The following is a 25597-nucleotide window of genomic DNA, read 5'->3' on the forward strand; positions in this document are numbered from 1 at the left end:
CGCCGGCCCCTCCACACACGCGTGCCTACCAATTGGCCACCGCCAACCCGTACATGGCCAGCCACACCACGCCGATGAGGGCGAGCGCGCGGTCGCGCAGGACGACGTCCTCGGGTTCCCCCGCGGTACCGCGGTCGGCGAAGACGGCGTAGCGCAGGATGGCGAGGATGAAGGCGACCATGGACAGCTGGCGCCAGGGCAGCAGGCTCGCGTGCGGGACGCCGCCCTCCTCCAGGGCCCACAGGCAGTAGGCAAGCACGGCGACGCCGGCCGCCAGCTGCCAGACGAAGCGCAGATAGCCGGTGGTGTACTCGGTGAGCAACGCGCGCGTGGCGCCCGCTTTCCCGGCCATCTGCACGGCTTCGGAGTACCGCTTGGCCGACACCATGAACAGCGCCCCGAACCCGGTCGTGATCAGGAACCAGCGCGACAGCGGAATGCCCAGCGCGAGCCCGCCGATCATCGCCCGCATCAGGAACCCGGTCGTGACGACGGCGAGGTCGACGACCAGGACGTGCTTGAGGCTGACGCAGTACGCCAGTTGCATGCCGATGTACGCCGCGAGCAGGGCCGCTACAGCCGGTGAGGTCAGCCAGGCCGCGGCGGTCGGTGCGAGGGCGGCCAGGGTGCCGCCGACGGCGTAGGCGACCGGCACGGGGACCTGTCCGGCGGCGACCGGGCGGTGGCGCTTGGTGGGGTGCGCGCGGTCCGCCTCGGCGTCGCGGGCGTCGTTGATCAGGTAGACGGCGGCGGCACTGGCGGTGAAGAGGGCGAAGACGAGCGCGAGTTGGGTGAGGGCATGGACCGAGAAGAGCCGACCGGCGGCGGCCGGAGCGGCGATGACCAGGATGTTCTTGATCCACTGCTTGGGGCGCGCGGTCTTGAGGAGGCCTTTCAGAAGCGCGCGGAGGCCGGCTCTGCGGGGTGGCGGTACGGCCCGCCGTGGGGGCGTGCGCTGCTCGTGGAGTGCCGCCTGCCTGATGCGCGCGGCGCTTGTCAGGTGCGCGGTCTCAGGCACGGGCGTCCCCCGTGCTCACCCAGCGTGCCCCGGCGCGCGCCGTGAGCGCCCCGAGCGCCACGCCTGCCGCCACGTCCGAGGGGTAGTGCACCCCGACGACCAGGCGCGACACGCACATCGCGGCGGCGAGCGGCACGATCATGTACGCGCCGAGCGCGCCGTAGGCGACGGCGGCAGCGGCCGCGGAGGCCGCGTGGGAGCTGGGGAAGGAGTGCCGGCCGAGGGTGCGCACCAGGGGCTCGACATGCGCCGGACGCGGGCGGCGCACCACCCGTTTCACACCCATGCTGACGAGGTGCGCACCCGCGGTGACCGCCGTCCCGCGCAACCATGCGCCACGTCGCGCACCGTCCACAGCCGCCCCCGCGACGCCTGCCGCCAGCCACAGCGCGCCGTGCTCGCCCGCCCGGGAGAGGGCACGAGCGGCGGTGGCGACCCGTGGGTCGCCACCACGGGCATGGAGTGCGGAAAGGATTCGGCGGTCCGCGCCCCGAAGGCTTCGCTGATCGATGTCGTCGAGGTGGTCCATGTGGACTCACTGTTCACGCCCACAGGGCCAGAATTACGGCAATATTGAGCGACATCCCATTAATCACCCATTTCGGGGAGAAGCTGGATGTTTCAGAAGTAATCCCTCAGATGCGGGCGCTACGGTCGCCGACATGCCTGCCGACACCGTCTCCGTCACGGGATGGGGCCGCACCGCCCCCACGACAGCCCGTCTGATCCGCCCCAGGACGTACGAGGAGGCGGCGGCCGCCGTCCGGGGCTGTGGGGCGCGCGGAGGCATCCCGAGGGGCCTCGGGCGGGCGTACGGGGACGCGGCGCAGAACGCCGGTGGCGCGGTGTTCGACATGACCGGCCTGGACCGCATCCACGCGATCGACGCCGACGGCGGCACCGTGGCCTGCGACGCGGGCGTCTCCCTGCACCGGCTGATGGAGGTGCTGCTCCCGCTCGGCTGGTTCGTGCCGGTGACGCCCGGCACCCGCTATGTGACGGTCGGCGGCGCCATCGGGGCCGACATCCACGGCAAGAACCACCACGTCTCGGGCGCCTTCTCCCGGCACGTCCTGTCACTGGAACTCCTCACCGCCGACGGCGAGATCCGCACCGTCCGGCGCGGCACGCCCCTGTTCGACGCGACCACCGGCGGCATGGGCCTGACCGGCGTGATCCTGACGGCCACGCTCCAACTCCAGCCGGTGCAGACCTCGCTGATGTCGGTCGACACGGAACGCGCGCGGGACCTCGACGACCTCATGGCACGCCTGGCCGCCACCGACGACCACTACCGCTACTCGGTGGCGTGGATCGACCTGCTGGCACGCGGCGCGGCGACGGGGCGCGCGGTGCTCACCCGCGGCGACCACGCGCCCCTGGAGGCGCTGCGCGAAGGCACACGCGCGTGGCGAGACCCGCTCGCCTTCCGCCCCTCCCGTCTGCCGGCCGCGCCCGCGTTCCTGCCGGAGGGCCTGCTGAACCGCCGTACCGTGGGCTGCTTCAACGAGCTCTGGTACCGCAAGGCGCCACACGCGCGTACCGGCGAACTGCAGCGGCTCACCGCCTTCTTCCACCCGCTGGACGGCGTCCCGCACTGGAACCGGATCTACGGCCGCGGCGGCTTCGTGCAGTACCAGTTCGTCGTCGGACACGGCCAGGAGGAGACGCTGCGCCGGATCGTGCGGCGCATCTCCGAGCACCGCTGCCCGTCCTTCCTGGCCGTCCTCAAACGCTTCGGGGAGGCCGACCCCGGCTGGCTCTCCTTCCCCGCACCCGGCTGGACCCTGGCCCTGGACATCCCGGCCGGCCTGCCCGGCCTCGGCACTCTCCTCGACGCGCTGGACGAGGAGGTGGCCGCGGCGGGCGGGCGCGTGTACCTCGCCAAGGACTCCCGGCTGCGGCCCGAGTTGCTCGCCGCGATGTACCCCCGCCTGAACGCCTTCCGCGCGCTGCGCACGGAGGTGGACCCGCACGGCGTGTTCGTGTCGGACCTGGCCCGCCGACTGAGCCTGTAGCACCGGCAACGGACCTCTCGCACCGTACCGACCTCTCGCACCATCAACCGCTCACCCTCGGACCTCAGATCCCTAGGAGCTGTCGTGAAGGACGCCTTCGGCCTCCCCCAGTCCCTGCTCGTCCTCGGCGGTACGTCCGAGATCGCGCTGGCCACCGCACGCCGCCTGATCGCGCGCCGTACCCGCACGGTCTGGCTGGCGGGCCGCCCGTCGCCCGCCCTGGAGCAGTCCGCGGCCGATCTGCGCGCTCTGGGGGCCGACGTGCACACGGTGGCCTTCGACGCGCTCGACCCCGGGACCCACGAGACGGCGCTCGGCAAGGTCTTCGCGGAGGGCGACATCGACATGGTGCTGCTCGCCTTCGGGATCCTCGGCGACCAGGCCCACGACGAGCGCGAGCCGCTGAGCGCGGTGCGGGTCGCCCAGACCAACTACACGGGTGCCGTGTCGGCGACCCTGGTCAGCGCGAGCGCCCTCCAGAACCAGGGCCACGGCTCCCTGGTCGTCCTGTCCTCGGTCGCCGGCGAGCGGGCCCGGCGCGCCAACTTCATCTACGGCTCCAGCAAGGCCGGCCTCGACACCTTCACCCAGGGCCTGGGCGACGCCCTGCACGGCACCGGCGTCCACGTCATGATCGTCCGCCCCGGATTCGTACGTTCCAAGATGACCGCCGGCCTGGAGGAAACGCCGCTCGCGACCACCCCGGAGGCGGTCGCGACGGCAATCGAAGTGGGCCTACGGCGCCGCTCGGAGACGGTGTGGGTCCCGGGCGCACTCAGGCTGGTGATGTCAGCGCTACGGCACATGCCGCGATCGATGTTCCGCCGCCTGCCGATCTAGGTCCCACTGCATGGGGCGCCAACTCCACAACGCCGCAGGGGCGCGCGATTGGGGCGCCGCATCAACACCGCGCCCCGAAACCCCCAGGGGCGCGGGGAACTGCGCAACCAGCCACCACGAACCCGCAGCCGACCACCAACCGCCCCCACCCCACCAGCGGAGCTACCCCGCCGGGATCGACCCGCGCTCCACCGCCCCTGCCTGCGGCGGCACCACGGAGCCGCCGAAGGCGAAGTCCCTCAGCCTGCGCCACACGCCGTCGGCGCCCTGCTCGTAGAGGGCGAAGCCGTTGCAGGACCATGCGGCCTGGTAATCGGCCAGCTCCTCGAAGGCGCGGTCCATCGATGCCTCGTCGATGCCGTGCGCGACGGTGACATGCGGGTGGTACGGGAACTGCAGTTCGCGGGCGACCGGACCGGAGGCGTGGCGGATCTGCTTCTGCAGCCAGGTGCAGGCCGCGGCGCCCTCGACGACCTGGACGAAGACGACCGGCGAGAGGGGCCGGAAGGTGCCGGTCCCGGACAGCCGCATCGGGAAGGGGCGGCCGGCGGCCGCGACCTCGACGAGGTGCGTCTCGATCGCGGGCAGCAGCGATGCGTCGACCTCTGTCGGCGGCAGCAGTGTGACGTGCGTGGGGATGCCGTGAGCCGCGGCGTCGCCGAAGCCCGCGCGCCGCTCCTGGAGCAGGCTGCCGTGAGGCTCCGGGACCGCGATCGACACGCCGATCGTTACGGTCCCCACGTCGTCTCCTGTCGTCTGTCGGTGAGCTCGCGCATCGCGAGGCTCGTCCTGTTGTGAGCTCGTGCCCTGTTGGTGAGCGTGAGCGGCCGCCGATGCGGTCGCTCGGCTATCGACTGTACGGCCACGGCGGTGCTGCGGGCAGGCGCAACCGTAGTGATGTGCAGCGCTGTGCGGTGGTACGGCCGTGTTCCGGTCGTCTGCCGTGGCGCGGGCTCAGTGCTTGGCAGGCAGGAAGCCCACCCTGTCGTACGCCTGGGAGAGCGTCTCCGCGGCGACGGCACGCGCTTTCTCCGCGCCCTTGGCCAGGATCGAGTCCAGCGTCTCCGGGTCGTCCAGGTACTGCTGGGTCCGCTCCCGGAACGGCGTCACGAACTCGACCATGACCTCGGCGAGGTCCGTCTTGAGCGCACCGTAGCCCTTGCCGTCGTACTTCTGCTCCAGGTCCGCGATTCCCGCCCCGGTGAGGGTCGAGTAGATCGTGAGCAGGTTGCTGACGCCCGGCTTGTTCGCGACGTCGTAGCGGATGACGGTGTCGGTGTCGGTGACCGCGCTCTTGACCTTCTTGGCGGTGGCCTTGGGCTCGTCGAGGAGGTTGATGAGGCCCTTCGGCGTGGAGGCCGACTTGCTCATCTTGATCGACGGGTCCTGAAGGTCGTAGATCTTCGCCGTCTCCTTGAGGATGTACGGCTTCGGGACGGTGAAAGTCTGGCCGAAGCGGCCGTTGAAGCGCTCGGCGAGGTCGCGGGTGAGCTCGATGTGCTGGCGCTGGTCCTCGCCGACCGGGACCTCGTTGGCCTGGTACAGCAGGATGTCCGCGACCTGCAGGATCGGGTACGTGAACAGGCCGACCGACGCCCGGTCCGCGCCCTGCTTGGCGGACTTGTCCTTGAACTGGGTCATGCGGGACGCCTCGCCGAAGCCGGTGAGGCAGTTCATGACCCAGGCGAGCTGGGCGTGCTCGGGGACATGGCTCTGGACGAAGAGCGTGCAGCGCTCGGGGTCGAGGCCGGCGGCGAGAAGCTGGGCGGCGGCGAGCCGGGTATTGGCGCGCAGGTCCGCGGGGTCCTGCGGGAGCGTGATCGCGTGCAGGTCGACGACCATGTAGAACGCGTCGTGGGTCTCCTGCAGGGCCACCCACTGGCGGACGGCGCCGAGGTAGTTGCCGAGGTGGAACGAGCCTGCGGTGGGCTGGATTCCGGAGAGCACGCGGGGTCGATCAGAGGCCATGCTCACCATTCTCTCAGGTGTCGGGGGCCGATCCGGAACGGCACCGAAACAGATGCGACACGGGTGGGAACCGATCCGGTCCGGGCGGTGTACCAAGAATGTGAGAACGCGGGAGGGGGGCCGCATCGTCGATGAGGCCGCGGTGATCGCACGCGTACGCGCCGGAGAGCCGGAGGCGTATGCGCAGCTGGTGCGGGCCCATTCGGGCATCGCGCTCAGGGCGGCCGCCGCGCTCGGGGCGGGTGCGGACGCGGAGGACGTGGTGCAGCAGGCCTTCGTCAAGGCGTACTGCTCGCTGGGACGGTTCAAGGACGGCTCGGCGTTCAAGCCGTGGCTGCTCGCGATCGTGGCCAATGAGACGAGGAACACAGTGCGCACGGCGGCCCGCCAGCGCTCGCTCGCCGGGCGCGAGGCGGCATTCGTGGAGGCGGAGCCCCTGATAGCGGAGTCGGCGGACCCGGCGGTGGCCGCCCTGGAGATAGAGCGCCGTGCCGCGCTGCAGTCCGCCCTGGAGAAGCTGAGCGAGGAGCATCGCCTGGTCGTGACCTACCGCTACCTCCTGGAAATGGACGAGTCCGAGACGGCCCAGGCCCTGGGCTGGCCCCGGGGCACGGTGAAATCCCGGCTGAACCGCGCGCTGCGGAAGCTGGGGCGCTTGCTGCCCGATTTTCAGCCTCGGGAAGGGGGTGATGAGCATGGGTGACGGACAGAGGCCGTACGACGGCGACGGTCCGGGGGCGCCCAAGGGTGAAGGTGTCGGACGGCGTACGTGCGGGCGTGACGGCGCCGGTCGGAGCGGTCGGGGAGCCGGCAGCGCGGGCACCGGTGATCGCGGCCGACGCGACGCCGCCGAAGGGCTTCCCACGGAGCTGCGGGCACTCGGACGTTCACTGGACGCGCCGGGCGCGGCGGACGGCGCCGAGACGATGGTCGAGCGGGTGCTGGGGCAGCTACTCGCCGAGCAGGTACCGGTTCCGGTGGCCGAGCCACCGGGCGCCGCAGAACGGCTGCGGGCACTGCGGCGCTGGACGCGGATGCGGTGGCGTTCGCTGACGGCGGCCCTGTGCGGCCTGCTGGCGGTGCTTGTGCTCACGCCCCCGGTGCGGGCTGCGGTGTTCGACTGGTTCGACTTCGCCGGGGTCGACGTGCGGTACGACCCGTCTGCCGTCCCCACACCCGGCGCCGAGGTTCCCGGCTGCGGCCGCTCGGTGCCGCTCGCCGAGGCGGAGCGCCGGGCCGGGTTCGAACCGCCGGTGCCGGAGGAGCTCGGCATGCCGGACACCGCCTCGGTGACGAGTGAGCCGCAGGGGCGGGTCGTGGTGAGCCTGTGCTGGCGCGAGGACGGGCGCACGATACGGCTGGACGAGCGGCGGGCGAGCCTGGACGCCGGCTTCGCCAAGACGGTGCGCGAACCGCCGGAATGGATCTCCCTGGGCACCGACACCTCGACCGGCGGCACGACCGACCCGGCCTTGTGGTTCGCCCGACCGCACCTGCTGACCTTCTGGCTGGTGGACGCGGGCGGCCGGCGCCATGCCCACGAGGAGCGGACGGCCGGGCCGACGCTGCTGTGGACCCACATGGCCGGGAGCGAGACCGTGACGCTGCGGCTGGAGGGTGTGGCGTCGAAGGACCGAGCGGTGAAGATCGCGCGGTCGCTCGAAGGGCCGGCCGAGGTGTCCTCGAATTAGGCAGGAACAGCCCCGTTAGGCAGGACCAACCCCGAAGAAGCCGGTCCGGAAATAGTGGGCCGAGGGTGGGAACCCCGACGGGTCGGGCGGTGTACCAGAAGTGACATGCGGCTCGGGGACGGGCCGGACGGGCATCGCTCGACTTGGGGGTTCGGATGTGGGGACATGAGATCGGCCGCTCGGGAGATCGGCGGCCTGGTCGCGGGGGCGACTGGAGGAGCAGGTGTCGTGAACTGACGGCCATGGCCGGGGCATTGGCCGCCACACTCGCCCTACTGCTGTGGGGTGCGACGCCCGCCTCGGCCGGAGGGTCGACAAGCGTCTTCCTGGCCTCACCGGAGAGCCAGAAGACGGCTTCGCTGTACTACTCGGACGAGGAGTACGGCGAACTGGACCGGCTGCTCGGCCCCGTCGGCAGGGGCACGCGGGACAAGCCGCCCGAGGCCGACCTCATGGCGGCCCACCAGGTCAGCGTCACGTGGATGGCCCATGACGTGACGCCGTGGCGCCTCGACCGCGTCTACGAGATGGACGACGGGCGGAACGTCTGGATACACACCGCTGTGGGCCGCAACCAGCCGGCAAACGGCACCTGGCATCGCGCCGAGCAGCCGGCCCAGCTGCGCACCCTGTTCAAGGACCTGGGCCTGACGGGCAAGACCTCGGCCGGGGGAAGCCAAGCAGCCGTCCCTCCGGAGTCGAAGGCACCCGGCGAGGGCGTGGGCGCGCAGGACTCGTCCGGCACTGCGACCGACGCCACGGACACCGCGACCGAGGCGCCCCTGGCCCAGTCAACCGGGTCGGGTGACGGCACCGACTGGTGGTGGGCACTGCCGGGCGCCGCAGCCGGAGCGGTGATTGCGCTGGTACTGCGGCCCTTGGCCACGCGGCTGCCTCTGGCGCGCTTGCAGGGTGAGCCGGGGCCCAGGCAGGAGCTGCGCGACGTGTGAGGGAGGCCTGAGAAGCGGACCGCGGACCGGGGCGGGGCTTGGAGGCCATGCCCGGCACGGACCGGCGAGCCCGTTGTGCGGACTGATGGGGCTGATGAGACGTGAGGGGGAGCTGTGGGGGCACACGTCGGAGGACGGAGAGCGTGGAGATGGTGGAGACCAGGTGGGTGTGGCAGGGCACGGCTCGCGCTGCTCGTCCCGCTGTCGGCTGCGCTGGTCCTGCGCGGAACAGTGACGGCCGGCGCGGCGGCGCCGATGCAGGGGCGGGACGTTCCCGATGTGGCGATGGTCGTCGCGGGTGGCACGGGACGGACGACGACCATGCGCTCCGGCGAGTCGGCCTTCGCCCGCCTCTGGCAGTTGCTGCAGCCGACGTACGTCGGGACGGAGCGGGTATCCGAGGAGTGGGTCGAGGGGCGTCATCCGCGGATGCGCATCACGGTGATCTGGGGACTGACCGGGATCGGGGGCTGGCCCCGGACGAATCGGCCGCCGGGAGGAGACGTGGCCGTCCAGCGCCAGGACCAGCTGTTCGTGGCCGGGGACGGCACCCCCTGGGTGCGCTCGGATCTCGCTCCCGATGTGGAGGACGACGACATCCGCTGGCACCGGGCGCCACGCTCCGTCTTCGAGCGGCTGGACCTGGCAGGGCTCCTCGGCGAGACCGACGACCGGCTCGTCGAGGCCACTGGTGCCGGGAAGCAGCCCGGCCCGGCGCTGGGTGATGCCGGGTGGGCGGTGGCAGGGCTGGCTGTCGGGTTCGCGACCGGAGTGGGCGGCACGCTGCTGATACGCCGCGCGGCGGCCCGGCCGGGAGCCGGACCGCCGCGGGAGGAACCACGCCATGAGTTGATCGACCTGGATCTCTGAGAGCGCCAGGACGAGGCCCGGAGGCGTCAGCCCAGGTCGACCTCCGGGTACAGCGGGAAGCCCGCCACGAGGGCGGTCGCGCGGTGGGAGATCTCGTCGGCGACCTTCGGGTCCAGGATGTGCTGAGCCTTGGAGGGGGCGCCCTTGCTGGTGGTGCCCGGCTCGGTGGTGGTCAGGACACGGTCGATGAGGGCGGCGACCTCGTCCATCTCCGCGGTGCCCAGGCCACGCGTGGTCAGGGCGGGGGTGCCGATGCGGATGCCGGAGGTGTACCAGGCGCCGTTGGGGTCGGCCGGGATGGCGTTGCGGTTGGTGACGATGCCGGACTCGAGGAGCGCGGACTCGGCCTGGCGGCCGGTGAGGCCGTAGGAGGAGGCGACGTCGATCAGGTTGAGGTGGTTGTCGGTGCCGCCGGTCACGAGGGTCGCGCCGCGGCGCATCAGGCCTTCGGCCAGCGCCCGGGAGTTGTCGACAATGCGCTGGGCGTAGTCGCGGAAGGACTCCTGGCGGGCCTCGGCCAGGGCGACGGCCTTGGCGGCCATGACGTGCGGGAGCGGGCCGCCGAGGACCATCGGGCAGCCGCGGTCGACCTGGTCCTTGAGGGAGTCGTCGCACAGGACCATGCCGCCGCGCGGGCCGCGCAGCGACTTGTGGGTGGTCGTGGTGACGATCTGGGCATGCGGGACCGGGTCGAAGTCGCCGGTGAGGACCTTGCCGGCGACGAGACCCGCGAAGTGGGCCATGTCGACCATGAGCGTGGCACCGACCTCGTCGGCGATCTCACGCATGATCCGGAAGTTCACGAGACGGGGGTAGGCGGAGTAGCCGGCGACGATGATCAGCGGCTTGAAGTCGCGGGCGGAGGCACGCAGCGCCTCGTAGTCGATCAGGCCCGTGGTGGGGTCGGTGCCGTAGGAGCGCTGGTTGAACATCTTGCCGGAGATGTTCGGGCGGAAGCCGTGGGTGAGGTGGCCGCCGGCGTCCAGGGACATGCCGAGCATGCGCTGGTTGCCGAAGGCCTGGCGGAGCTCGGCCCAGTCGGCCTCGGTGAGGTCGTTGACCTGGCGGACGCCGGCCTTCTCCAGGGCGGGGGCCTCGACGCGGGCGGCGAGGACGGCCCAGAAGGCGACGAGGTTGGCGTCGATGCCGGAGTGGGGCTGGACGTAGGCGTGGCGGGCGCCGAAGAGCTCGCGGGCGTGCTCGGCGGCGAGGGACTCGACGGTGTCGACGTTGCGACAGCCCGCGTAGAAGCGGCGGCCGACGGTGCCCTCGGCGTACTTGTCGCTGAACCAGTTGCCCATCGCCAGGAGGGTGGCCGGGGAGGCGTAGTTCTCGGAGGCGATCAGTTTGAGCATCTCGCGCTGGTCGGCGACCTCCTGGCCGATGGCGTCGGCCACGCGCGGCTCGACGGCGCGGATCACGTCGAGGGCGGAACGGAAGGCGGTGGACTCGTTGGAGAGGGGCTCGGCTGGCATGGGGACCTCCGGACGTCGTGTGCAGCGTTCACGGTTCGGCCCAGGCGCACGGCACTCGGTGCTGGACGACGAGGTCCAGTGGGCCGCTCCCCGATGGTCGGTCCCATCCCAGCGCGCCAGTCACGGCCCGTCGATCAGACTACCGGGCGCGCCGACGCGGCATGGTCCCGCGTCCGCCATGCGAGCAACGATAGGAAGGGGCCGCAAAGCACTCGAACGGCCAGAAATGGACAGTGACCACGAGCCTCGTGACTGGCGGAGCGCGAGCCCTCGTGGTGGCGGAACGGAGAGCCCCGTGAGTACGTCGAGCACCACCGAATCCATGATCGCCGCGGTCGACGCGCACAGCGCCCACAACTACCACCCACTGCCGGTCGTCGTGGCGACGGCGGACGGGGCATGGATGACGGATGTGGAGGGGCGGCGGTATCTGGATCTGCTGGCCGGGTATTCGGCGCTCAACTTCGGCCACGGCAACCGGCGGATCGTGGACGCGGCGAAGGCGCAGCTGGAGCGGGTGACGCTGACGTCGCGGGCGTTTCATCACGACCGGTTCGCGGCGTTCTGCGAGCAGCTCGCCGAGCTGTGCGGGATGGAGATGGTGCTGCCGATGAACACCGGGGCGGAGGCGGTGGAGACGGCGGTGAAGACCGCCCGGAAGTGGGGCTACCGGGTCAAGGGGGTGCCGGCGGAGATGGCGAAGGTCGTCGTCGCGGGCAACAACTTCCACGGCCGTACGACGACGATCATCAGCTTCTCCACCGACCCGGAGGCGCGGGCGGACTTCGGGCCGTACACGCCGGGCTTCGAGATCGTGCCGTACGGGGATCTGACGGCGATGCGGGAGGCGTTGACGGAGAACACGGTGGCGGTGCTGCTGGAGCCGATCCAGGGCGAGGCGGGGGTGCTCGTTCCGCCGGCCGGTTATCTGCCGGCGGTGCGGGAGCTGACGCGGGAGCGGAACGTGCTGTTCATGGCGGACGAGATCCAGTCGGGGCTGGGGCGCACGGGACGGACGTTCGCGTGCGAGCACGAGGGGGTGGTGCCGGATGTGTATGTGCTCGGGAAGGCCCTCGGGGGCGGGGTCGTGCCGGTGTCGGCGGTGGTGTCGTCGGCCGCTGTGCTCGGGGTGTTCCGGCCCGGGGAGCACGGGTCGACGTTCGGCGGGAATCCGCTGGCCTGTGCGGTGGCGCTGGAGGTGATCGCGATGCTGCGGACGGGCGAGTTCCAGGAGCGGGCGGCGCAGCTCGGCGCGCATCTGCACCGGGAGCTGGGCCTGCTGGCCGGGACGGGGCGGGTGACCGCGGTGCGGGGGCGCGGCCTGTGGGCGGGGGTCGACATCGCCCGGATGTACGGCACGGGGCGGGAGGTGTCGGAGCAGCTGATGGACCGGGGTGTGCTGGTGAAGGACACCCATGGAGCGACGATCCGCATCGCACCGCCGCTGGTGATCGGGAAGGAGGATCTGGACTGGGGGCTCGCCCAGTTGCGGGGTGTGCTCGGGATGTGAACCGGCGCCGCCGGCCGTCCGGTTTCAGCTGTGTGCGGTGTGATCGAGGATCGCGTCCGCGAGGGGCGTGTGGATCTCGGGCGGGAGGGCGTGGGCCATGCCGGGGAGTTCCACGAGATTGGCACCGTGGATCGTCTGGGCCAGGTGGTGGGCGTGCGGGAGGGGGTAGACGGGTTCGGCAGGGGCTGAGATGACGAGGGTGGGGACCGCGGTCCGGGCGAGCTGCTCGGTGCGGAGCATGCCGGTGGTGTCGGCGCGGGCGTGGGCGTCGCCGGGCCTGTGGTGGCCGGTGTGGGCGATGATCTTGCGTTCCTGAGTGCGGAAGTAGTCGGCGTCGAAGGGGAGTTGGTCGCCGGACAGGGCTCGCCAGTGTTCGACCCGCCGGTCCAGCTCGGCTTCCTGACCCTGGTCCGTCGACGGCTGGGACCACAGTTCGATGATGCGGGGGTCGACGCCGGGGAGTTCTTCCGGCGGGGTGCGGGTGCCGTCCGGGTGGAGGTACGGGGCGTCACTGAGGGCCCCCGTGCCGATCAGGGTCGCGCTCAGCAGGCGATCGGGGTGATCGGCGATCAGGAGCTGGGTGAGCATGCCGCCCAGTGACATGCCGACGACATGGGCACGAGCGACGCCTAGTCCGTCCAGGACCGCGAGGGCGTCGTCGGCGAGGGTCGTGAGGGGGTAGGGGTGGCTGTCGTATGCCCAGGTGGAGCGGCCGGTGTCGCGGTGGTCGTAGCGGATGACGCGGTGCTGCGCGGCGAGGAGGTCGACCAGGTCGTCCGGCCAGCCGAGACCGGAGGCCTGTGCGCCCATGATCAGCAGGAGCGGGGGCGCGTCGGAGGCGCCGCGGTCTTCTGCCCAGAGGCGGATGCCGGGTGTTACGTCGATGACGTGGTCCATGGGGCTCCCTTCGCTGCCTCCGGATGCACGAGACGATACGGATCGTATCGCATCGCCGCCATCGCCTCTGGGGGAGCCCCGCCGGGCGGCAGCAACGGATGGCTCCGCCGGCCCGCGCCTTCAGAGGATCACGTGCGGTCAGAGGACCATGCGCGGTCAAGGACCACGTGCGATCAAGGACCACGTGCGGTCAGAGGATCACGTGCGGGAGGAAGCGTGCGTACTCGTCCGTGATCAGGCCGGACGACTCGCGGATGCCCAGGCCCGCCGACTCGTCCTCGACGACCCACGCGCCGAGGACGACGTGATTGCCGTCGAAGGCGGGGAGCGGGGCCAACTGCTGGTAGCAGCAGCGCTCTTCACGGGCGACGGGGGCGGCGGAGACTGCGGGGTCGGCGGGGTCGGCGGGGTCGGCGCCGGTGGTGTTCGAGGGCATCGGCTCGTGCACGGTCACCCCGGCGCCCTCCCGGCCCAGCAGGGGCTTGGCGACGTAGCCCGTCGTCGTCGCCAGTTCCCGTGGCCCGTCGAGATGGGCGGCAAGCAGGTTCGGGTGGTCCGGGTAGAGCTCCCAGAGGATGGCGAGGAGGGCCTTGTTGCTGAGGAGCATCTTCCAGGCGGGCTCGATCCACAGTGTCGAGCCGGTGCCGCCGCCGTTGTCGAGGGTGCCGAGGACGTGGTCGGCGAAGCGGTCGGTGGTGAGCCACTCCCAGGGGTACAGCTTGAAGCAGCTGCGGATGAAGCGCAGTCGGGTGTCGACGAAACGGCCGGAGAGGCGGTCCCAGCCGATCTCCTCCATGGAGATCCAGCCGGTGTCCAGCCCCGCCTGCTCCGCCGTCTCCTTCAGATAGGCGACGGTCATCATGTCCTCGCCGAGTTCGTCGGCGGAGGAGTACGCGAAGTACAGGGGGCTGCCGGGCGGGAGCAGGGCTGACTGCTTCTTCCAGGCGGCGATGAGGCGTTCGTGGAGGGAGTTCCACTGGTCGGCGCCGGGGAAGCGTTCCTCCATCCAGAACCACTGGGGCGAGGCGGCCTCGACGAGGGATGTGGGGGTGTCGGCGTTGTACTCCAGGAGTTTCGCCGGGCCGGTGCCGTCGTAGCGGAGGTCGAAGCGGCCGTAGACGGAAGGGAGTTCGGCGCGGCGGTGCCAGGCTTCGGTGACCGCGTGCACGATGCGCGGATCGGTGATGCCGAGGTCGGCGAAGCGGTTCTCGGCGACGATGTGCTCGGCCGCCGTCAGGCACATGCGGTGGAGTTCCTCGACGACCTCCTCAAGCGCCTCGACCTCCTCCAGGGAGAAGACGTAGTAGGCGCTCTCGTCCCAGTACGGGCGCAGGGAGTTGTCGGGGTGGCGGGTGAGGGGATAGATGAGCCCCTGCTCCTCGACGGTCTGCTGCCAGCCGGGGCGGGGGGTCGTCGTGCGGCGCTCCATCTTCTACGGTCCCGCTCAGCCGCCGCTGCTGCCCGAGCCCGAGCAGCCGAAGCCGCCGCGGTCGACGGCCTCGCTGCGGCTGAAGGTGCCGTAGTCGGCGCGGCCCCCGGAGGCGTCGGCGTCGTAGTACCAGGCGGCGTCCGCGCCGCCGGTCTTCGTCTTGCCGCCCTTGCCGCTCTTGCCGTACGAGGTGCTCGAACCCGTGCCGGACGTGCAGTTCTTGTCCGCGACGACCTTGTAGCCCTCGTAGGTGTAGCTGTCGCGGTCGACGCAGCGGCGGTCCGGGTCCGAGCTGCATGAGGTGAGGGCCGCGGCAATGACTCCCATGCCGCCGAGTACGACTGTGCTGGAGCGCAGCCTGCGTCGCGTTTCCGCCATGTGGGTCTCCCCCGAGGTTCCCGTTGTTCCCGATCAATCCGACGGACCCGATGAATCCGATGATCCGGTTCTTGCTCGTCCGGCGGACAGCCTAGAGATCGTTTCGAGTGGGGCTGTCGGGGGGCTGCCCTTCCGCCGCTCACCTAGAGTCGCTTTGTGCTGTTTGGGATGTTGTGTGCGCTGGGTGCGGCGGTCTGTTTCGGTACGGCCACCGTCCTTCAGGCGATGGCCGCGCGGACGGCGAGTGCCCAGGGCGGCCGGGGCGGCGAGGCAGGGGTGCTGCTGAGGGCGCTTCGGCAGTGGCGGTATCTGGCCGGGCTGGCCCTGGACGGGCTGGGGTTCGTGTTGCAGGTCGTCGCCCTGCGGTCGCTTCCCATCTACGCCGTCGGGGCGGCGTTGGCGTCCAGTCTCGCGGTGACGGCGGTCGTCGCGGCGCGGTTGCTGCGGGTGCGGTTGCGGCGCAGCGAGTGGGCCGCGGTGGGCGTGGTGTGTGCAGGGCTCGCGATGCTGGGGCTCGCTTCGGGGGCGGAAGGGGACCGGGAGGGATCGGACGCGCTCAGGTTCGCGATGCTCGGCGTTGCTCTGGGGGTGCTGGGGGTCGGCCTGGCGGGCGGGCGGTTGCCGGAGCGGGGGCGGGGGTTGGTGCTGGGGTTGGCCGCGGGGTTCGGGTTCGGGGTGGTGGAGGTGGCGGTGCGGTTGATCGACTCGGTGGCGGTGCCGGAGCTTTTGGCCAATCCGGCGACGTATGCGCTGTTGCTGGGGGGTGGGGCTGCGTTTCTGGCCTTGACGTCGGCGTTGCAGCGGGGGTCTGTGACGACTGCGACGGCGGCCATGGTGATCGGGGAGACGGTGGGGCCGGCGCTGGTGGGGGTGGTGTGGTTGGGGGACCGGACACGCGAGGGGTTGGCCTGGCTGGCGGTGCTGGGGTTTGTGGTGTCGGTGGTGGGGGCGTTGGTGTTGGCGCGGTTCGGGGAGGCTCCGGTTGCCTCCGGCGGGGTAGGGGACGAGGACGGGGAGGGGCGGGCTCGGGTGGCCGACTGAGCTGTCAGCCCCCTGAACGAGCCTCGTCCTCAAACGCCGGACGAGCTGAATGCCTGGACCGGCGCCCGCACCCCACGCCGCGCGTCCCGCGCCCCACGTCCCACGCCGCGCGTCCCGCGCCCCACACTCCGCATCCCACGCCCCACACTCCGCATCCCACGCCCCACGTCCCGCGTCCCGCGTCCCGCGTCCCGCGTCCCGCGTCCCGCGTCCCGCGCCGCACACTCCGCATCCCATGCCCCGCAAACCCTCCCCCCTCACGGCAACACCCTCCCCAACGCCTCCAACGCCCCCGCCCACGCATGGTCCGGCGGTGTCCCGTACCCCACGACCAGGGCGTCCAGCGGGGGCACCGTCGCCGACTCGTGGCGGTAGGCGGTCAGGCCGTGGAGGGCCAGGCCCTGCCAGGTTGCCGCCTGGGTGACGGACTGTTCCGTGCCGGGTGGGAGGCGGAGGACGGCGTGGAGGCCGGCGGCGATGCCGGTGACCTGGAGATGGGGGGCGTGGGTGGCGATGGTGCGGACCAGGGCGTCTCTGCGGCGGCGGTAGCGCAGGCGGGCGGCGCGGACGTGGCGGTCGTAGGCGCCGGAGGTGAGGAACTCAGCCAGGGTCAGCTGGTCCGGGGCGCCGCAGGTGTCCACGCCGCCCTTCGCCTCCGTCACCTCCTCCAGCAGGGTCGGCGGCACCACCATCCAGCCCAGGCGCAGGCCGGGGGCGAGGGACTTGCTGGCCGTGCCGAGGTAGACGACGCGGTCGGGGTCGAGGCCCTGGAGTGCGCCGACGGGCTGGCGGTCGTAGCGGAACTCGCCGTCGTAGTCGTCCTCCAGGACCACTCCGCCGGTGCGGCGCGCCCAGTCGACCACCGTCGCCCGGCGGTCGCGGTGCAGGGGCACGCCCATCGGGAACTGGTGGGCGGGGGTGAGGAGGACCGCACCCTCGTCGCTCAACTGCCCCGGATTCGTGCCCAGTTCATCGAAGGGCAGCGGGGTGGTGGACAGGCCCGCTCTCGACAGCTGCCTCCAGTGGGGTGGCAAGCCGTACGACTCCACCGCGACCGTCTTCAGCCCGCGCGCCCGCAGCACGGTGGCGAGCAGATGCAGGCCGTGAGCGAAACCCGCGCACACGACGATGTGGTCGGGGTCGGCGCGGACGCCACGGGCTCGGGAGAGGTAGCCGGCGAGGGCGGTGCGCAACTCGACGCGGCCGCGCGGGTCGCTGTAGCCGAGGGCGTGGTTCGGGGCGGCGAGGAATGCACGGCGGGCCGCCTTGAGCCACTCCGTGCGAGGGAAGGCGGAGAGGTCGGGGGTGCCGGGGACGAGGTCGTAGCCGGGGCGGGGGCGTTCCGGACGGGGAGCCGTGACGGATCGGGCGGGGGTGTGAGGTGGGGCGATCGCGCGGGGTGCGGTGCCGGCACCGGGGGCGGACATGGGGCCGGAGGCGGGCATGGGGCCGGAGGCGGGCATGGGGCCGGAGGCGGGCATGGGGCCGGAGGCGGGCATGGGGCCGGAGGCGGGCATGGGGCCGGAGGCGGGCATGGGGCCGGGGCCGGAGGCGGCCCCGGGTGCGGACCTTGCGCCGGAAGCGGACCCTGCGCCCGATGCCGTCACCCCTCCCGTCACCCCTCCCGTCGGCGGGATCACCTCCCGGTCGGCCACCCTCGTGCCCGACCCCTGGCGGGCGGTGAGCCAGCCCTCGGCCACCAGTTCGGCGTAGGCCTCGGCGACCGTGTTGCGGGCGATGCCCAGGTCGGCGGCGAGGGAGCGGGAGGAGGGCAGACGAGTTCCCGGGGCGAGGCGGCCGGTGCGGACGGCTTCGCGCAGGGCGTCTGTCAGGCCCCGTCGCAGGCCCCCACCCGCCGGTTCCAGGTGGAGGTCGACGCCCAGAGTGGCCCAAGGTTTCGGCATGGAAGTGGACCATACTCCTGGGCTGCTTCGCTCCTAGGGTCGAGATCATGACGACGACGGACACGACCTCGACCTCGCCCAATACCTCGCCCTCGCCCAATACCTCGCCCTCGCCCTCGACGATCGAGTACGCCCCCGAACGCCCCGCTCGCCTGCACTGGGCCCAGCTCGCCCCCGACGTCTACAAGGCGATGATCCGGCTCGACACCGCCGCCAAGCAGGGCCTGGACCACAGGCTGTACGAGCTGGTGAAGATCCGCGCGTCGCAGATCAACCACTGCGCGTTCTGCGTCGACATGCACAGCAAGGACGCGTTCGCGGCGGGTGAGAGCGTCGAGCGGGTCGTCCAGCTCAGCGCCTGGGACGAGTCGCGGCACTTCTACACCGAGAAGGAGATCGCCGCCCTGGAGCTGACCGAGGCGGTGACCGTCCTCACGGACGGCTTCGTGCCCGACGAGGTGTACGAGCGGGCCGCCAAGCACTTCGAGGAGGCCGAGCTGGCTCAGTTGATCTCGGCGATCGCGGTGATCAACGCGTGGAACCGGTTCGGCGTGACCTTCCGCATGGCCCCCGGGCACCACCAGCCCGCCCAGCACGCGGCCGCGGGCTCGGTCGGGCACAAGTGACCGCCCAAACGGCCCAACCGGCCCCACCGATCCAACCGGTCCAACCGATCCAACCGGTCCAAGTGGCCCAACCGGTCCGAACGGTCCGGACCCGGCGTCTCGACCAAGCGGTCGGGCAGGCCATGTCCGCCCTCAGCGCCACCGCGAAGAAGGGGCTCGGCGATCCCGCTCTCGCCGAGCTCGTCGTGATCCGGGCCTCGCAGCTCAACCACTGCGCCTTCTGCCTGGACATGCATCTCACCATCGCCCGCAAGCACGGCGTGAGTGAGCGGCAGCTCGATCTGCTGGCCGCCTGGGAGGAGGCCGAGGACGTCTACGACGAGCGGGAACGAGCCGCACTCGCGCTGACCGAGGCCGTCACGGTCCTCACGGACGGCTTCGTGCCGGACGATGTGTACGAGCGGGCCGCCGCGCACTTCGACGACTCCGAACTCGCCCATCTCATCGGGCTGATCGCCGCCATCAACAACTGGAACCGGGTGATGGTCGCCCGCCGCATGCCACCAGGGGGATACCCGACGTGACCGAACGACGGACGGAAACCGTGAGCAGGATCGAGGCCTTACGTGCACTGCACCGGCGCCGCTCCCCCGGCGACCCGCTGGTCCTGCCCGGCCCCTGGGACGCCGCCAGCGCCCGCGTCTTCGTCGAGGCGGGGTTCCCTGCACTCGCCACGCCGAGCGCGGGTGTCGCCGCCTCCCTGGGCCACGAGGACGGACAGACCCCGGCCGACGAGATGTTCGCGGCGGTCGCGCGGATCGTACGGGCGGTCGACGTGCCGGTGTCGGCGGACATCGAGGGCGGATACGGGATCGCGCCGAAGGAGCTGGTGGAACGGCTGTTGGAGACCGGGGCCGTGGGGTGCAACCTGGAGGACTCCGAGGGCGGGGTCCTGAAGGAACCGCGTCGGCACGCCGAGTGGCTCGCCGAGGTGCGGCACGCCGCCGCCGACCGGCTCTTCGTCAACGCCCGGATCGACACCTTCGTCCGGGCTCGTCAGGACGCCGACCCCAAACGGGCGGCCGAACAGGCCATCGAGCGCGCCGCCCTGTACGTCGCCGCCGGCGCCGACTGCGTCTATCCGATCGGCGCCCCCGTGAACGTACTGCCACTGCTGCGGTCCGGCATCCAGGGGCCGGTCAATGTGCACGGCACGGTGACCGGCGGCCCCTCGCCCGCCGAACTCGGCGAACTCGGGGCCACCCGCGTCACGTTCGGGCCGGGACTCCACCGCACCGCCACCCAGGCGCTGCGCGGCATCGCGGCCGACCTCACGACGTGAACGTCAGGACAGCCACGGCTTCCATGTGGACTCGTGGCTGTCCACCCACTTCTTCGCCGCCTCCTCGGGCGACATCTTCTGGTCGGCGATCAGCAGGGAGACCTCGTTCTGGTCCTCGGTCGTCCACTTGAACTTCTTCAGCAGGGCCGCCGCCTTGCCGCCCTCCTTCGAGAAGTCGGCGTTGAGGTACTTCTGCAGCGGGGTGTGCGGATAGGCGCAGGCGACCTTCTCCGGGTCCGCGTCGCAGCCCTCCTTGTACGCAGGCAGCTTCACCTCGGTCATCGGGACCTTCTTGAACAGCCACTGCGGCGCGTACCAGTACGTCAGGAAGGGCTTCTTCTCCTTGGCGAACTGCTTGATCTGCGTGATCTGCGCGGCCTCCGAGCCGGCGAACACGACCTGGTAGTCCAGGTCGAGGTTCTTCACCAGCGCCTTGTCGTTGGTGACGTAGGAGGGCGAGCCGTCCATCAGCTGGCCCTTGCCGCCGCTCTCGGCGGTGCGCATCCGGTCGGCGTACTTGTTGAGGTTCTTCCAGTCGGTGACGTCCGGGTGCTGCTTGGCGAAGTACGTCGGGACGTACCAGCCGATGTGCCCGGTGACCCCGAGGTCGCCGCCGGGCACGATCGTCTTCTTGTCCTTGACGTACCGCTGCTCCTCCTCCGGGTGGCCCCAGTCCTCCAGGAGCGCGTCGACGCGGCCCTGGCTGAGGGCGTCCCAGGCGGGCACCTCGTCGATCTGCACGGTGTCGACGCGGTAGTCGAGCTCGTGCTCCAGCAGGTACTGCACGACGGCCACGTTGGCCTGCGCGCCGACCCAGGACTGGACGGACAGCGTCACGGACTTGGCGCCCTGCGCGTTGGCGAACGGCGAGGCCTGCTTGGTCATGTCGGCCGCGCCGCAGCCGGTCAGCAGCGCCAGCGAGGACACGCCGGCCACTACGGCAGTCGTACGAGACGCACGAGTACTACGCATACGAAGTCGCATGTCACGCTCCCTTCTTCGCGCGGCGTTCCGTCGGCTGGGTCACGCGGTCCAGCATCAGTCCCAGGCAGACGATCGCGGCGCCGGCCACCAGACCGGTCGCGAGGTCGCCCTGCGCGAGGCCGGCGACGACCTCGTAGCCGAGCGCGCCACCGCCGACCAGGCCGCCGATGATGACGACGGCGAGGACCAGGACCACGCCCTGGTTGACGGCGAGCAGCAACGCCGGCCGGGCGAGCGGGAGCTGGATCTGCCGCAGTTGCTGGGCGGGGGTCGCGCCGAGTGAGCGGGCGGACTCCAGGGCGGCCGGGTCGACCTGGCGCAGGCCCTGGGTGGTGATGCGGACCACGGCGGGCAGGGCGTAGACGACGGCTGCGGCGACCGCGGGTGCGCGGCCGACGCCGAACAGCGCCACCACCGGGATCAGGTACACGAACTGCGGCATCGTCTGGAAGACGTCCAGGACGGGCCGCAGCAGGCGTTCGACGCGGTCGCTGCGGGCCGCCGCGATGCCGGTCGCGAAGCCCAGGACCAGCGTGACGGCGACGGCCGCGAGGACCTGGGAGAGGGTGTCCAGCGACGGGCCCCACACGCCCAGTACGCCGATCGCGGCCATGGCGAGCACGGCGGTCAGCGCGGTGCGCCAGGTGCCGATCAGCCAGGCGAGGGTGGCGACGATGAGCAGAACCGACCACCAGGGCAGCCACTGCAGGCCGTCGCGCACGGGGTCGAGGACCCAGGTGGTGAAGTGGGCCGCCCAGTCGGCGGTGCCGCCGATGACGGGGACACCGGAGTAGAGGTGCGCGGTCATCCAGTCGACGGCGCGGTTGACCGGCTCGGCGATGTTCAGGGTCCAGGCGTCGGGCCAGTCGAGGCGCCCCAGGAGGCGTCCGGCGACGGCTACGGCTACGGCGGCGACCAGGGCGTACAGCCAGCGCGCCCGGCCGTTCGGCCGGGGCTCGTCGCCGAGGCTCTCCCCGGCCGCGCAGGTCACCCGGTCCAGTACGACGGCGAGGAGCACGATCGGGATGCCGGCCGCGAGCGCGGCGCCGACGTCGACCGAACCCAGCGCCTGGTAGACGCGGTCACCGAGGCCGCCGGCGCCGATGACCGAGGCGATGACCGCCATCGACAGCGCCATCATGATCGTCTGGTTGAGGCCGAGCAGGAGCTCCTTGCGGGCCAGCGGGAGGCGGGCGGTCAGCAGGCGCTGCCGTGCGGTGGCGCCGAGCGACTCGACGGCCTCCAGCACCTCCTTGTCGGCGCCGCGCAGTCCGAGGGCGGTGAGGCGGGCCATCGGCGGGGCGGCGTAGACGACGGTGGCCAGGACGGCCGCGGGGACGCCCATGCCGAAGACCAGGACGACGGGGAGCAGGTAGGCGTACGCCGGGAGCACCTGCATGGTGTCCAGGACGGGACGCAGGGCCCGGTCCATACGGTCGGACAGTCCTGCGGCGAGGCCCAGCAGCATGCCCACGACGACCGAGGCGAGGACCGCCACGACCATCAGCGCGAGCGTCTGCATGGTCGGGATCCACATGCCGAGGAACCCGCAGGCCAGGATCGCGGCACCGGTACCGGCGGCCAGCCTCCAGCCCGCGACGCGCCAGGCGATCAGGGACGCGGCTGCCGTGACACCGGCCCAGCCGGCGGCGAGCAGCACCAGGTAGACGGCGCGTACGCAGATCACGACCGCGTTGCTGAGGTGCCCGAAGAAGTAGACGAACAGCGGGTGGCTGTCCCGGTTGTCGATGATCCAGACGCTGGCCTTGGTGAGCTGGTCGGAGAAGTCGACGGTCAGCGCGGAGGGCCAGGTGCCGCTCGCCCAGCGGGCGTTCGCCAGCGGCACGAGGATGGCGGCGGCGAGGACCAGCAGCAGGAGCTTGCGGACGACCGGGTGCTTGAGGACGCCGGGCGCGGTGGCCCGAGGGGCGGCGGCGGTGACGGTGGCCATCAAGCCACCTCCTTACTCTTCTCCGCGCCCGCTGCGGACCTGTTCTCCGCACCCGCTGCGGCGGCACTGTGCGCCGACCCCGCCGCGGCGCCCTGCTGCGTCCCCGCCACGACGCCGAGGAGCCGCTCGTGGTCGACGACTCCCAGGCACCGTCCGCCTTCCATGACCCGGGCCGGGGAACCGGTGCGCGCCACGGCCTCGATCGCCTCGGACACCGTCGCGTCCGGCGCGATCGCGGGGCCGCTGCCGGTCTCGTCCGCCGACGCGGCCCGCATGGCCGACCGCACGGTCATGACCTGCTCGCGCGGGACGTCCCGGACGAACTCGCGGACGTAGTCGTCGGCCGGGGAGCCCACGATCTCCTCGGGCGTGCCCAGCTGGACGACGGCGCCGTCGCGCATCAGGGCGATACGGTCGCCGAGCTTCAGGGCCTCGCTGAGGTCATGCGTGATGAAGACCATCGTGCGGCCCTCCTCGCGGTGCAGGCGCACGACCTCCTCCTGCATGTCCCGCCGGATCAGCGGGTCGAGCGCGCTGAACGGCTCGTCGAAGAGCAGCACCTCCGGGTCCACCGCCAACGCTCGCGCGAGGCCGACGCGCTGGCGCTGGCCGCCGGACAGCTGGCCCGGCCTGCGGTGCTCCATGCCCTCCAGGCCGACCTTGGCGACCACCTCGGCGGCCCGCTCCCGGCGCTCCGCCTTGCCGACGCCCTGGATCTCCAGGCCGTACGCCACGTTGTCCAGGACCGTGCGGTGCGGGAGCAGTCCGAAGTGCTGGAAGACCATCGCGGCGCGGTGGCGGCGCAGTTCGCGCAGCCGGGTCTTGTCCATGGCGCGGACGTCCTCGCCGTCGATGGCTATGGAGCCCGCCGTCGGCTCGATGAGCCGGGTCAGACAGCGCACCAGCGTGGACTTGCCGGAGCCGGACAGGCCCATGACGACGAAGACCTCACCCTTGCGCACATCGAAGGACACGTCCCGCACCGCCGCCGTGCAGCCGGTGCGCGCGCGCAGCTCGGCGGGCGCGAGCGAGGCCAGCTCCGGGTCGGCGGGGACGCGGTGCGCCTTCGAGCCGAAGACCTTCCACAGGCCCTCGACCGAGAAGACCGGCGTGTCCTCGGGCGTCGTCGCAGTCGTCGCAGTCGTCGCAGTCGTCGTACTCGTCACGTTCTCGGGCGTCGCAGTACTCATCACGCCTCACTTCCCATCAGGTCGACGGCCTTCTCCCCGACCATGAGCACCCCGATCATCGGGTTCACGGCGGTCATCGTCGGGAAGACGGAGGCGTCGGCGATACGAATTCCGTCCAGGCCGCGGATCCGCAACTGCGGGTCCACCACGGCCAGTTCGTCGTCGGCGGCGCCCATACGGCAGGTACCGGCCGGGTGGTACACGGTGTGCGCGACCTTGCGGGCGTACTCGCTCAGCTCCTCGTCGCCGGTGACGTCCGGGCCGGGGCACACCTCGCGCTTGAGCCAGTTCGCCAGTGGTTCGGTCCTGGCGATCTCGCGGGCGATGCGGATGCCGTCCACGAGGGTGCGGCCGTCGTAGTCGTCCTCGTCGGTGAAGTAGCGGAAGTCGAGCGCCGGCTTCACGGACGGGTCGGCGCTGGTGAGGTAGAGCCGGCCGCGGCTCTTGGGCTTGGGGATGTTCGGGGTCATGGACACCCCGAACTCCGGCCGCTCGTAGCCCAGTCGCTCCGGGTTGTCCGTGAACGGGATCTGGTAGAAGTGGAACATCAGGTCCGGGCCCTGGTGTTCGGGGTCGCGGCGGACGAACAGGCCCGCGTCGGAGTCCATCGCGGAGTTGTCCGGGATCGGACCGTCGGTCTCCCAGACGATCACCGACTCGGGGTGGTCGAGCAGGTTCTCGCCGACGCCCGGCAGGTCGTGGACCACCGGGATGCCCAGCTCGGTGAGGTCTTCCTTGGGACCGATGCCGGAGTGCATCAGCAGCCGCGGCGAGTCGACGGCGCCGGCGCACAGGACGACCTCGCGCCGGGCGCGGACGAGGAGTTCCTCGCCGTCCTTGGTGCGCACGTGGACGCCCTCGGCGCGGGTGCCGTCGAGCTCCAGCTTGTACGCCCAGGTCTCCAGCAGGATCGTCAGGTTCTCGCGCTCGTCCATCACCGGGTGCAGATACGCCACCGACGCGGACGAGCGCTTGTTGTTCTCGGGGTGGTAGGCGAGGTCGAAGAAGCCGACGCCCTCGGTGAAGGGCTGCTTGTTGAAGCCCTCGACGCGCGGGACGCCGAGTGCGCCCTGTGCGGCGTCGACGAAGTCGCGGGCGATGGCGTTGCGGTCCTTCTCGTCGACCGGGACGACGTTGTTCTTCAGCCGGGCGTAGTACGCCTCCATCGGCACCGCGCCCCAGCCCGTGGCGCCGGCCTCCTCCCACTCGTCCCAGTCGGACGGCAGCGGCTTGAAGGCTATGAGGGTGTTGTGGCTGGAACACCCGCCGAGGACGCGGGCCCGGCTGTGCCGGATGTGCGAGTTGCCGCGTGGCTGCTCGGTGGTCGGGTAGTCGTAGTCCAGCTCGCCGCCGAGCAGGCCCATCCAGCGGCGCAGCGTGAGGACGTCGTCGCGGCCGACGTCGCTGGGTCCGCCCTCGATCACGGCGACCGTGACGTCGGGGTCCTCGGTGAGGCGGGAGGCGATGACCGAGCCGGCCGTGCCGCCGCCGATCACGACGTAGTCGTAGACATGGGTGCTCTGGGACATGGTGGGGGTGGCTCCAGGGGCGTGCGAGGTCTTACGGGGTTGAGGG

General features: G+C 71.6%; 24 protein-coding genes. 11 read left to right on the top strand and 13 right to left on the bottom strand.

The genetic code is table 11. From position 1 onward, the window contains the following. Positions 1–25: 25 nt before the first annotated feature. Positions 26–1018, bottom strand: coding sequence for a decaprenyl-phosphate phosphoribosyltransferase (locus OG331_RS20330; RefSeq protein ID WP_406198216.1), 993 nt, complete (start codon positions 1016–1018; stop codon positions 26–28). Next, positions 1011–1547: a phosphatase PAP2 family protein gene (locus tag OG331_RS20335; RefSeq protein ID WP_406198218.1), complete on the bottom strand. Its 537-nt coding sequence runs from the start codon at positions 1545–1547 to the stop codon at positions 1011–1013. Before OG331_RS20335 ends, OG331_RS20330 begins: the two co-directional genes overlap by 8 nt. 133 nt (positions 1548–1680) lie before the next feature. Here OG331_RS20335 and OG331_RS20340 point away from each other — a divergent pair, with 133 nt between their 5' ends. Beyond that, entirely contained in the window at positions 1681–3036 is a 1356-nt protein-coding gene (locus OG331_RS20340; RefSeq protein ID WP_406198221.1) for an FAD-binding protein, read from the top strand. 84 nt (positions 3037–3120) lie between these two features. Continuing rightward, entirely contained in the window at positions 3121–3876 is a 756-nt protein-coding gene (locus tag OG331_RS20345) for a decaprenylphospho-beta-D-erythro-pentofuranosid-2-ulose 2-reductase (protein ID WP_406198223.1), read from the top strand. A 162-nt stretch (positions 3877–4038) separates the two neighbouring features. Here OG331_RS20345 and OG331_RS20350 read toward each other — a convergent pair whose 3' ends face one another. After that, a complete protein-coding gene (locus OG331_RS20350; RefSeq protein ID WP_406198225.1) occupies positions 4039–4617 on the bottom strand; it encodes a 2'-5' RNA ligase family protein in 579 nt (192 codons plus the stop codon). A gap of 213 nt (positions 4618–4830) precedes the next feature. Then, positions 4831–5844: a tryptophan--tRNA ligase gene (gene trpS / locus OG331_RS20355; protein WP_406198227.1), complete on the bottom strand. Its 1014-nt coding sequence runs from the start codon at positions 5842–5844 to the stop codon at positions 4831–4833. A gap of 142 nt (positions 5845–5986) precedes the next feature. Between trpS and OG331_RS20360 the strand changes: the two genes are divergently transcribed. From OG331_RS20360 to OG331_RS20375, 4 genes are all read left to right on the top strand, one after another. Continuing rightward, entirely contained in the window at positions 5987–6547 is a 561-nt protein-coding gene (locus tag OG331_RS20360; RefSeq protein WP_406198229.1) for an RNA polymerase sigma factor, read from the top strand. Beyond that, positions 6540–7535, top strand: coding sequence for a hypothetical protein (locus tag OG331_RS20365; RefSeq protein ID WP_406198231.1), 996 nt, complete (start codon positions 6540–6542; stop codon positions 7533–7535). Before OG331_RS20360 ends, OG331_RS20365 begins: the two co-directional genes overlap by 8 nt. A 242-nt stretch (positions 7536–7777) precedes the next feature. Then, positions 7778–8485: a hypothetical protein gene (locus OG331_RS20370; protein WP_406198233.1), complete on the top strand. Its 708-nt coding sequence runs from the start codon at positions 7778–7780 to the stop codon at positions 8483–8485. Positions 8486–8740: 255 nt separating this feature from the next. Then, entirely contained in the window at positions 8741–9355 is a 615-nt protein-coding gene (locus OG331_RS20375) for a hypothetical protein (protein WP_406210165.1), read from the top strand. Between the two features lie 26 nt (positions 9356–9381). Here OG331_RS20375 and OG331_RS20380 read toward each other — a convergent pair whose 3' ends face one another. After that, a complete protein-coding gene (locus tag OG331_RS20380) occupies positions 9382–10830 on the bottom strand; it encodes a glycine hydroxymethyltransferase (RefSeq protein ID WP_406198235.1) in 1449 nt (482 codons plus the stop codon). Positions 10831–11152: 322 nt separating this feature from the next. Between OG331_RS20380 and rocD the strand changes: the two genes are divergently transcribed. Beyond that, on the top strand, positions 11153–12340 hold the full coding sequence (gene rocD / locus OG331_RS20385) for an ornithine--oxo-acid transaminase (protein ID WP_406210168.1): 1188 nt from the start codon (positions 11153–11155) through the stop codon (positions 12338–12340). 24 nt (positions 12341–12364) lie between these two features. Here rocD and OG331_RS20390 read toward each other — a convergent pair whose 3' ends face one another. From OG331_RS20390 to OG331_RS20400, 3 genes are all read right to left on the bottom strand, one after another. Continuing rightward, complete coding sequence (locus OG331_RS20390; protein ID WP_406198237.1) at positions 12365–13237, bottom strand: alpha/beta fold hydrolase; 873 nt, start codon at positions 13235–13237, stop codon at positions 12365–12367. Positions 13238–13427: 190 nt separating this feature from the next. After that, complete coding sequence (locus OG331_RS20395) at positions 13428–14666, bottom strand: glutathionylspermidine synthase family protein (RefSeq protein WP_406198239.1); 1239 nt, start codon at positions 14664–14666, stop codon at positions 13428–13430. A gap of 15 nt (positions 14667–14681) precedes the next feature. Further along, positions 14682–15044, bottom strand: coding sequence for a hypothetical protein (locus OG331_RS20400; RefSeq protein WP_406198241.1), 363 nt, complete (start codon positions 15042–15044; stop codon positions 14682–14684). Positions 15045–15212: 168 nt separating this feature from the next. Here OG331_RS20400 and OG331_RS20405 point away from each other — a divergent pair, with 168 nt between their 5' ends. Then, entirely contained in the window at positions 15213–16085 is an 873-nt protein-coding gene (locus OG331_RS20405) for a hypothetical protein (RefSeq protein WP_406210171.1), read from the top strand. Between the two features lie 257 nt (positions 16086–16342). On the opposite strand, the gene OG331_RS20410 is transcribed toward OG331_RS20405, so the two are convergent. Next, on the bottom strand, positions 16343–17989 hold the full coding sequence (locus OG331_RS20410) for an aminotransferase class I/II-fold pyridoxal phosphate-dependent enzyme (RefSeq protein WP_406198243.1): 1647 nt from the start codon (positions 17987–17989) through the stop codon (positions 16343–16345). Between the two features lie 47 nt (positions 17990–18036). Here OG331_RS20410 and OG331_RS20415 point away from each other — a divergent pair, with 47 nt between their 5' ends. The 3 genes from OG331_RS20415 to OG331_RS20425 all read left to right on the top strand — a co-directional run bounded on the left by OG331_RS20415 (position 18037) and on the right by OG331_RS20425 (position 19897). Continuing rightward, positions 18037–18615 carry a carboxymuconolactone decarboxylase family protein gene (locus tag OG331_RS20415; protein WP_406198245.1) on the top strand — a complete coding sequence of 193 codons (579 nt, stop codon included), beginning with the start codon at positions 18037–18039 and terminating at the stop codon, positions 18613–18615. A gap of 122 nt (positions 18616–18737) precedes the next feature. Continuing rightward, positions 18738–19139 carry a carboxymuconolactone decarboxylase family protein gene (locus OG331_RS20420; RefSeq protein WP_406198247.1) on the top strand — a complete coding sequence of 134 codons (402 nt, stop codon included), beginning with the start codon at positions 18738–18740 and terminating at the stop codon, positions 19137–19139. A 20-nt stretch (positions 19140–19159) separates the two neighbouring features. Next, positions 19160–19897, top strand: coding sequence for an isocitrate lyase/phosphoenolpyruvate mutase family protein (locus OG331_RS20425; protein WP_406198249.1), 738 nt, complete (start codon positions 19160–19162; stop codon positions 19895–19897). Positions 19898–19900: 3 nt separating this feature from the next. Here the strand turns inward: OG331_RS20425 and OG331_RS20430 are convergent, their stop codons facing one another. The 4 genes from OG331_RS20430 to OG331_RS20445 are packed head-to-tail and all read right to left on the bottom strand — an operon-like array spanning position 19901 to position 25551. Beyond that, positions 19901–20881 (bottom strand): ABC transporter substrate-binding protein, encoded by a 981-nt coding sequence (locus tag OG331_RS20430; protein ID WP_406198251.1) that lies wholly within the window; start codon positions 20879–20881, stop codon positions 19901–19903. A gap of 1 nt (position 20882) precedes the next feature. Next, positions 20883–22832, bottom strand: coding sequence for an ABC transporter permease (locus OG331_RS20435; RefSeq protein WP_406198253.1), 1950 nt, complete (start codon positions 22830–22832; stop codon positions 20883–20885). Next, on the bottom strand, positions 22832–24022 hold the full coding sequence (locus tag OG331_RS20440) for a glycine betaine/L-proline ABC transporter ATP-binding protein (RefSeq protein ID WP_406198255.1): 1191 nt from the start codon (positions 24020–24022) through the stop codon (positions 22832–22834). Before OG331_RS20440 ends, OG331_RS20435 begins: the two co-directional genes overlap by 1 nt. Further along, the gene (locus OG331_RS20445) at positions 24022–25551 is read right to left on the bottom strand and encodes a GMC family oxidoreductase (protein ID WP_406198257.1); all 1530 of its coding nucleotides are present in this window, start codon (positions 25549–25551) and stop codon (positions 24022–24024) included. The genes OG331_RS20440 and OG331_RS20445 overlap by 1 nt, the downstream gene beginning before the upstream one ends. Positions 25552–25597 lie beyond the last annotated feature (46 nt).

It is taken from the genome of Streptomyces sp. NBC_01017, assembly GCF_045162795.1.
Lineage (GTDB): Bacteria > Actinomycetota > Actinomycetes > Streptomycetales > Streptomycetaceae > Streptomyces > Streptomyces machairae.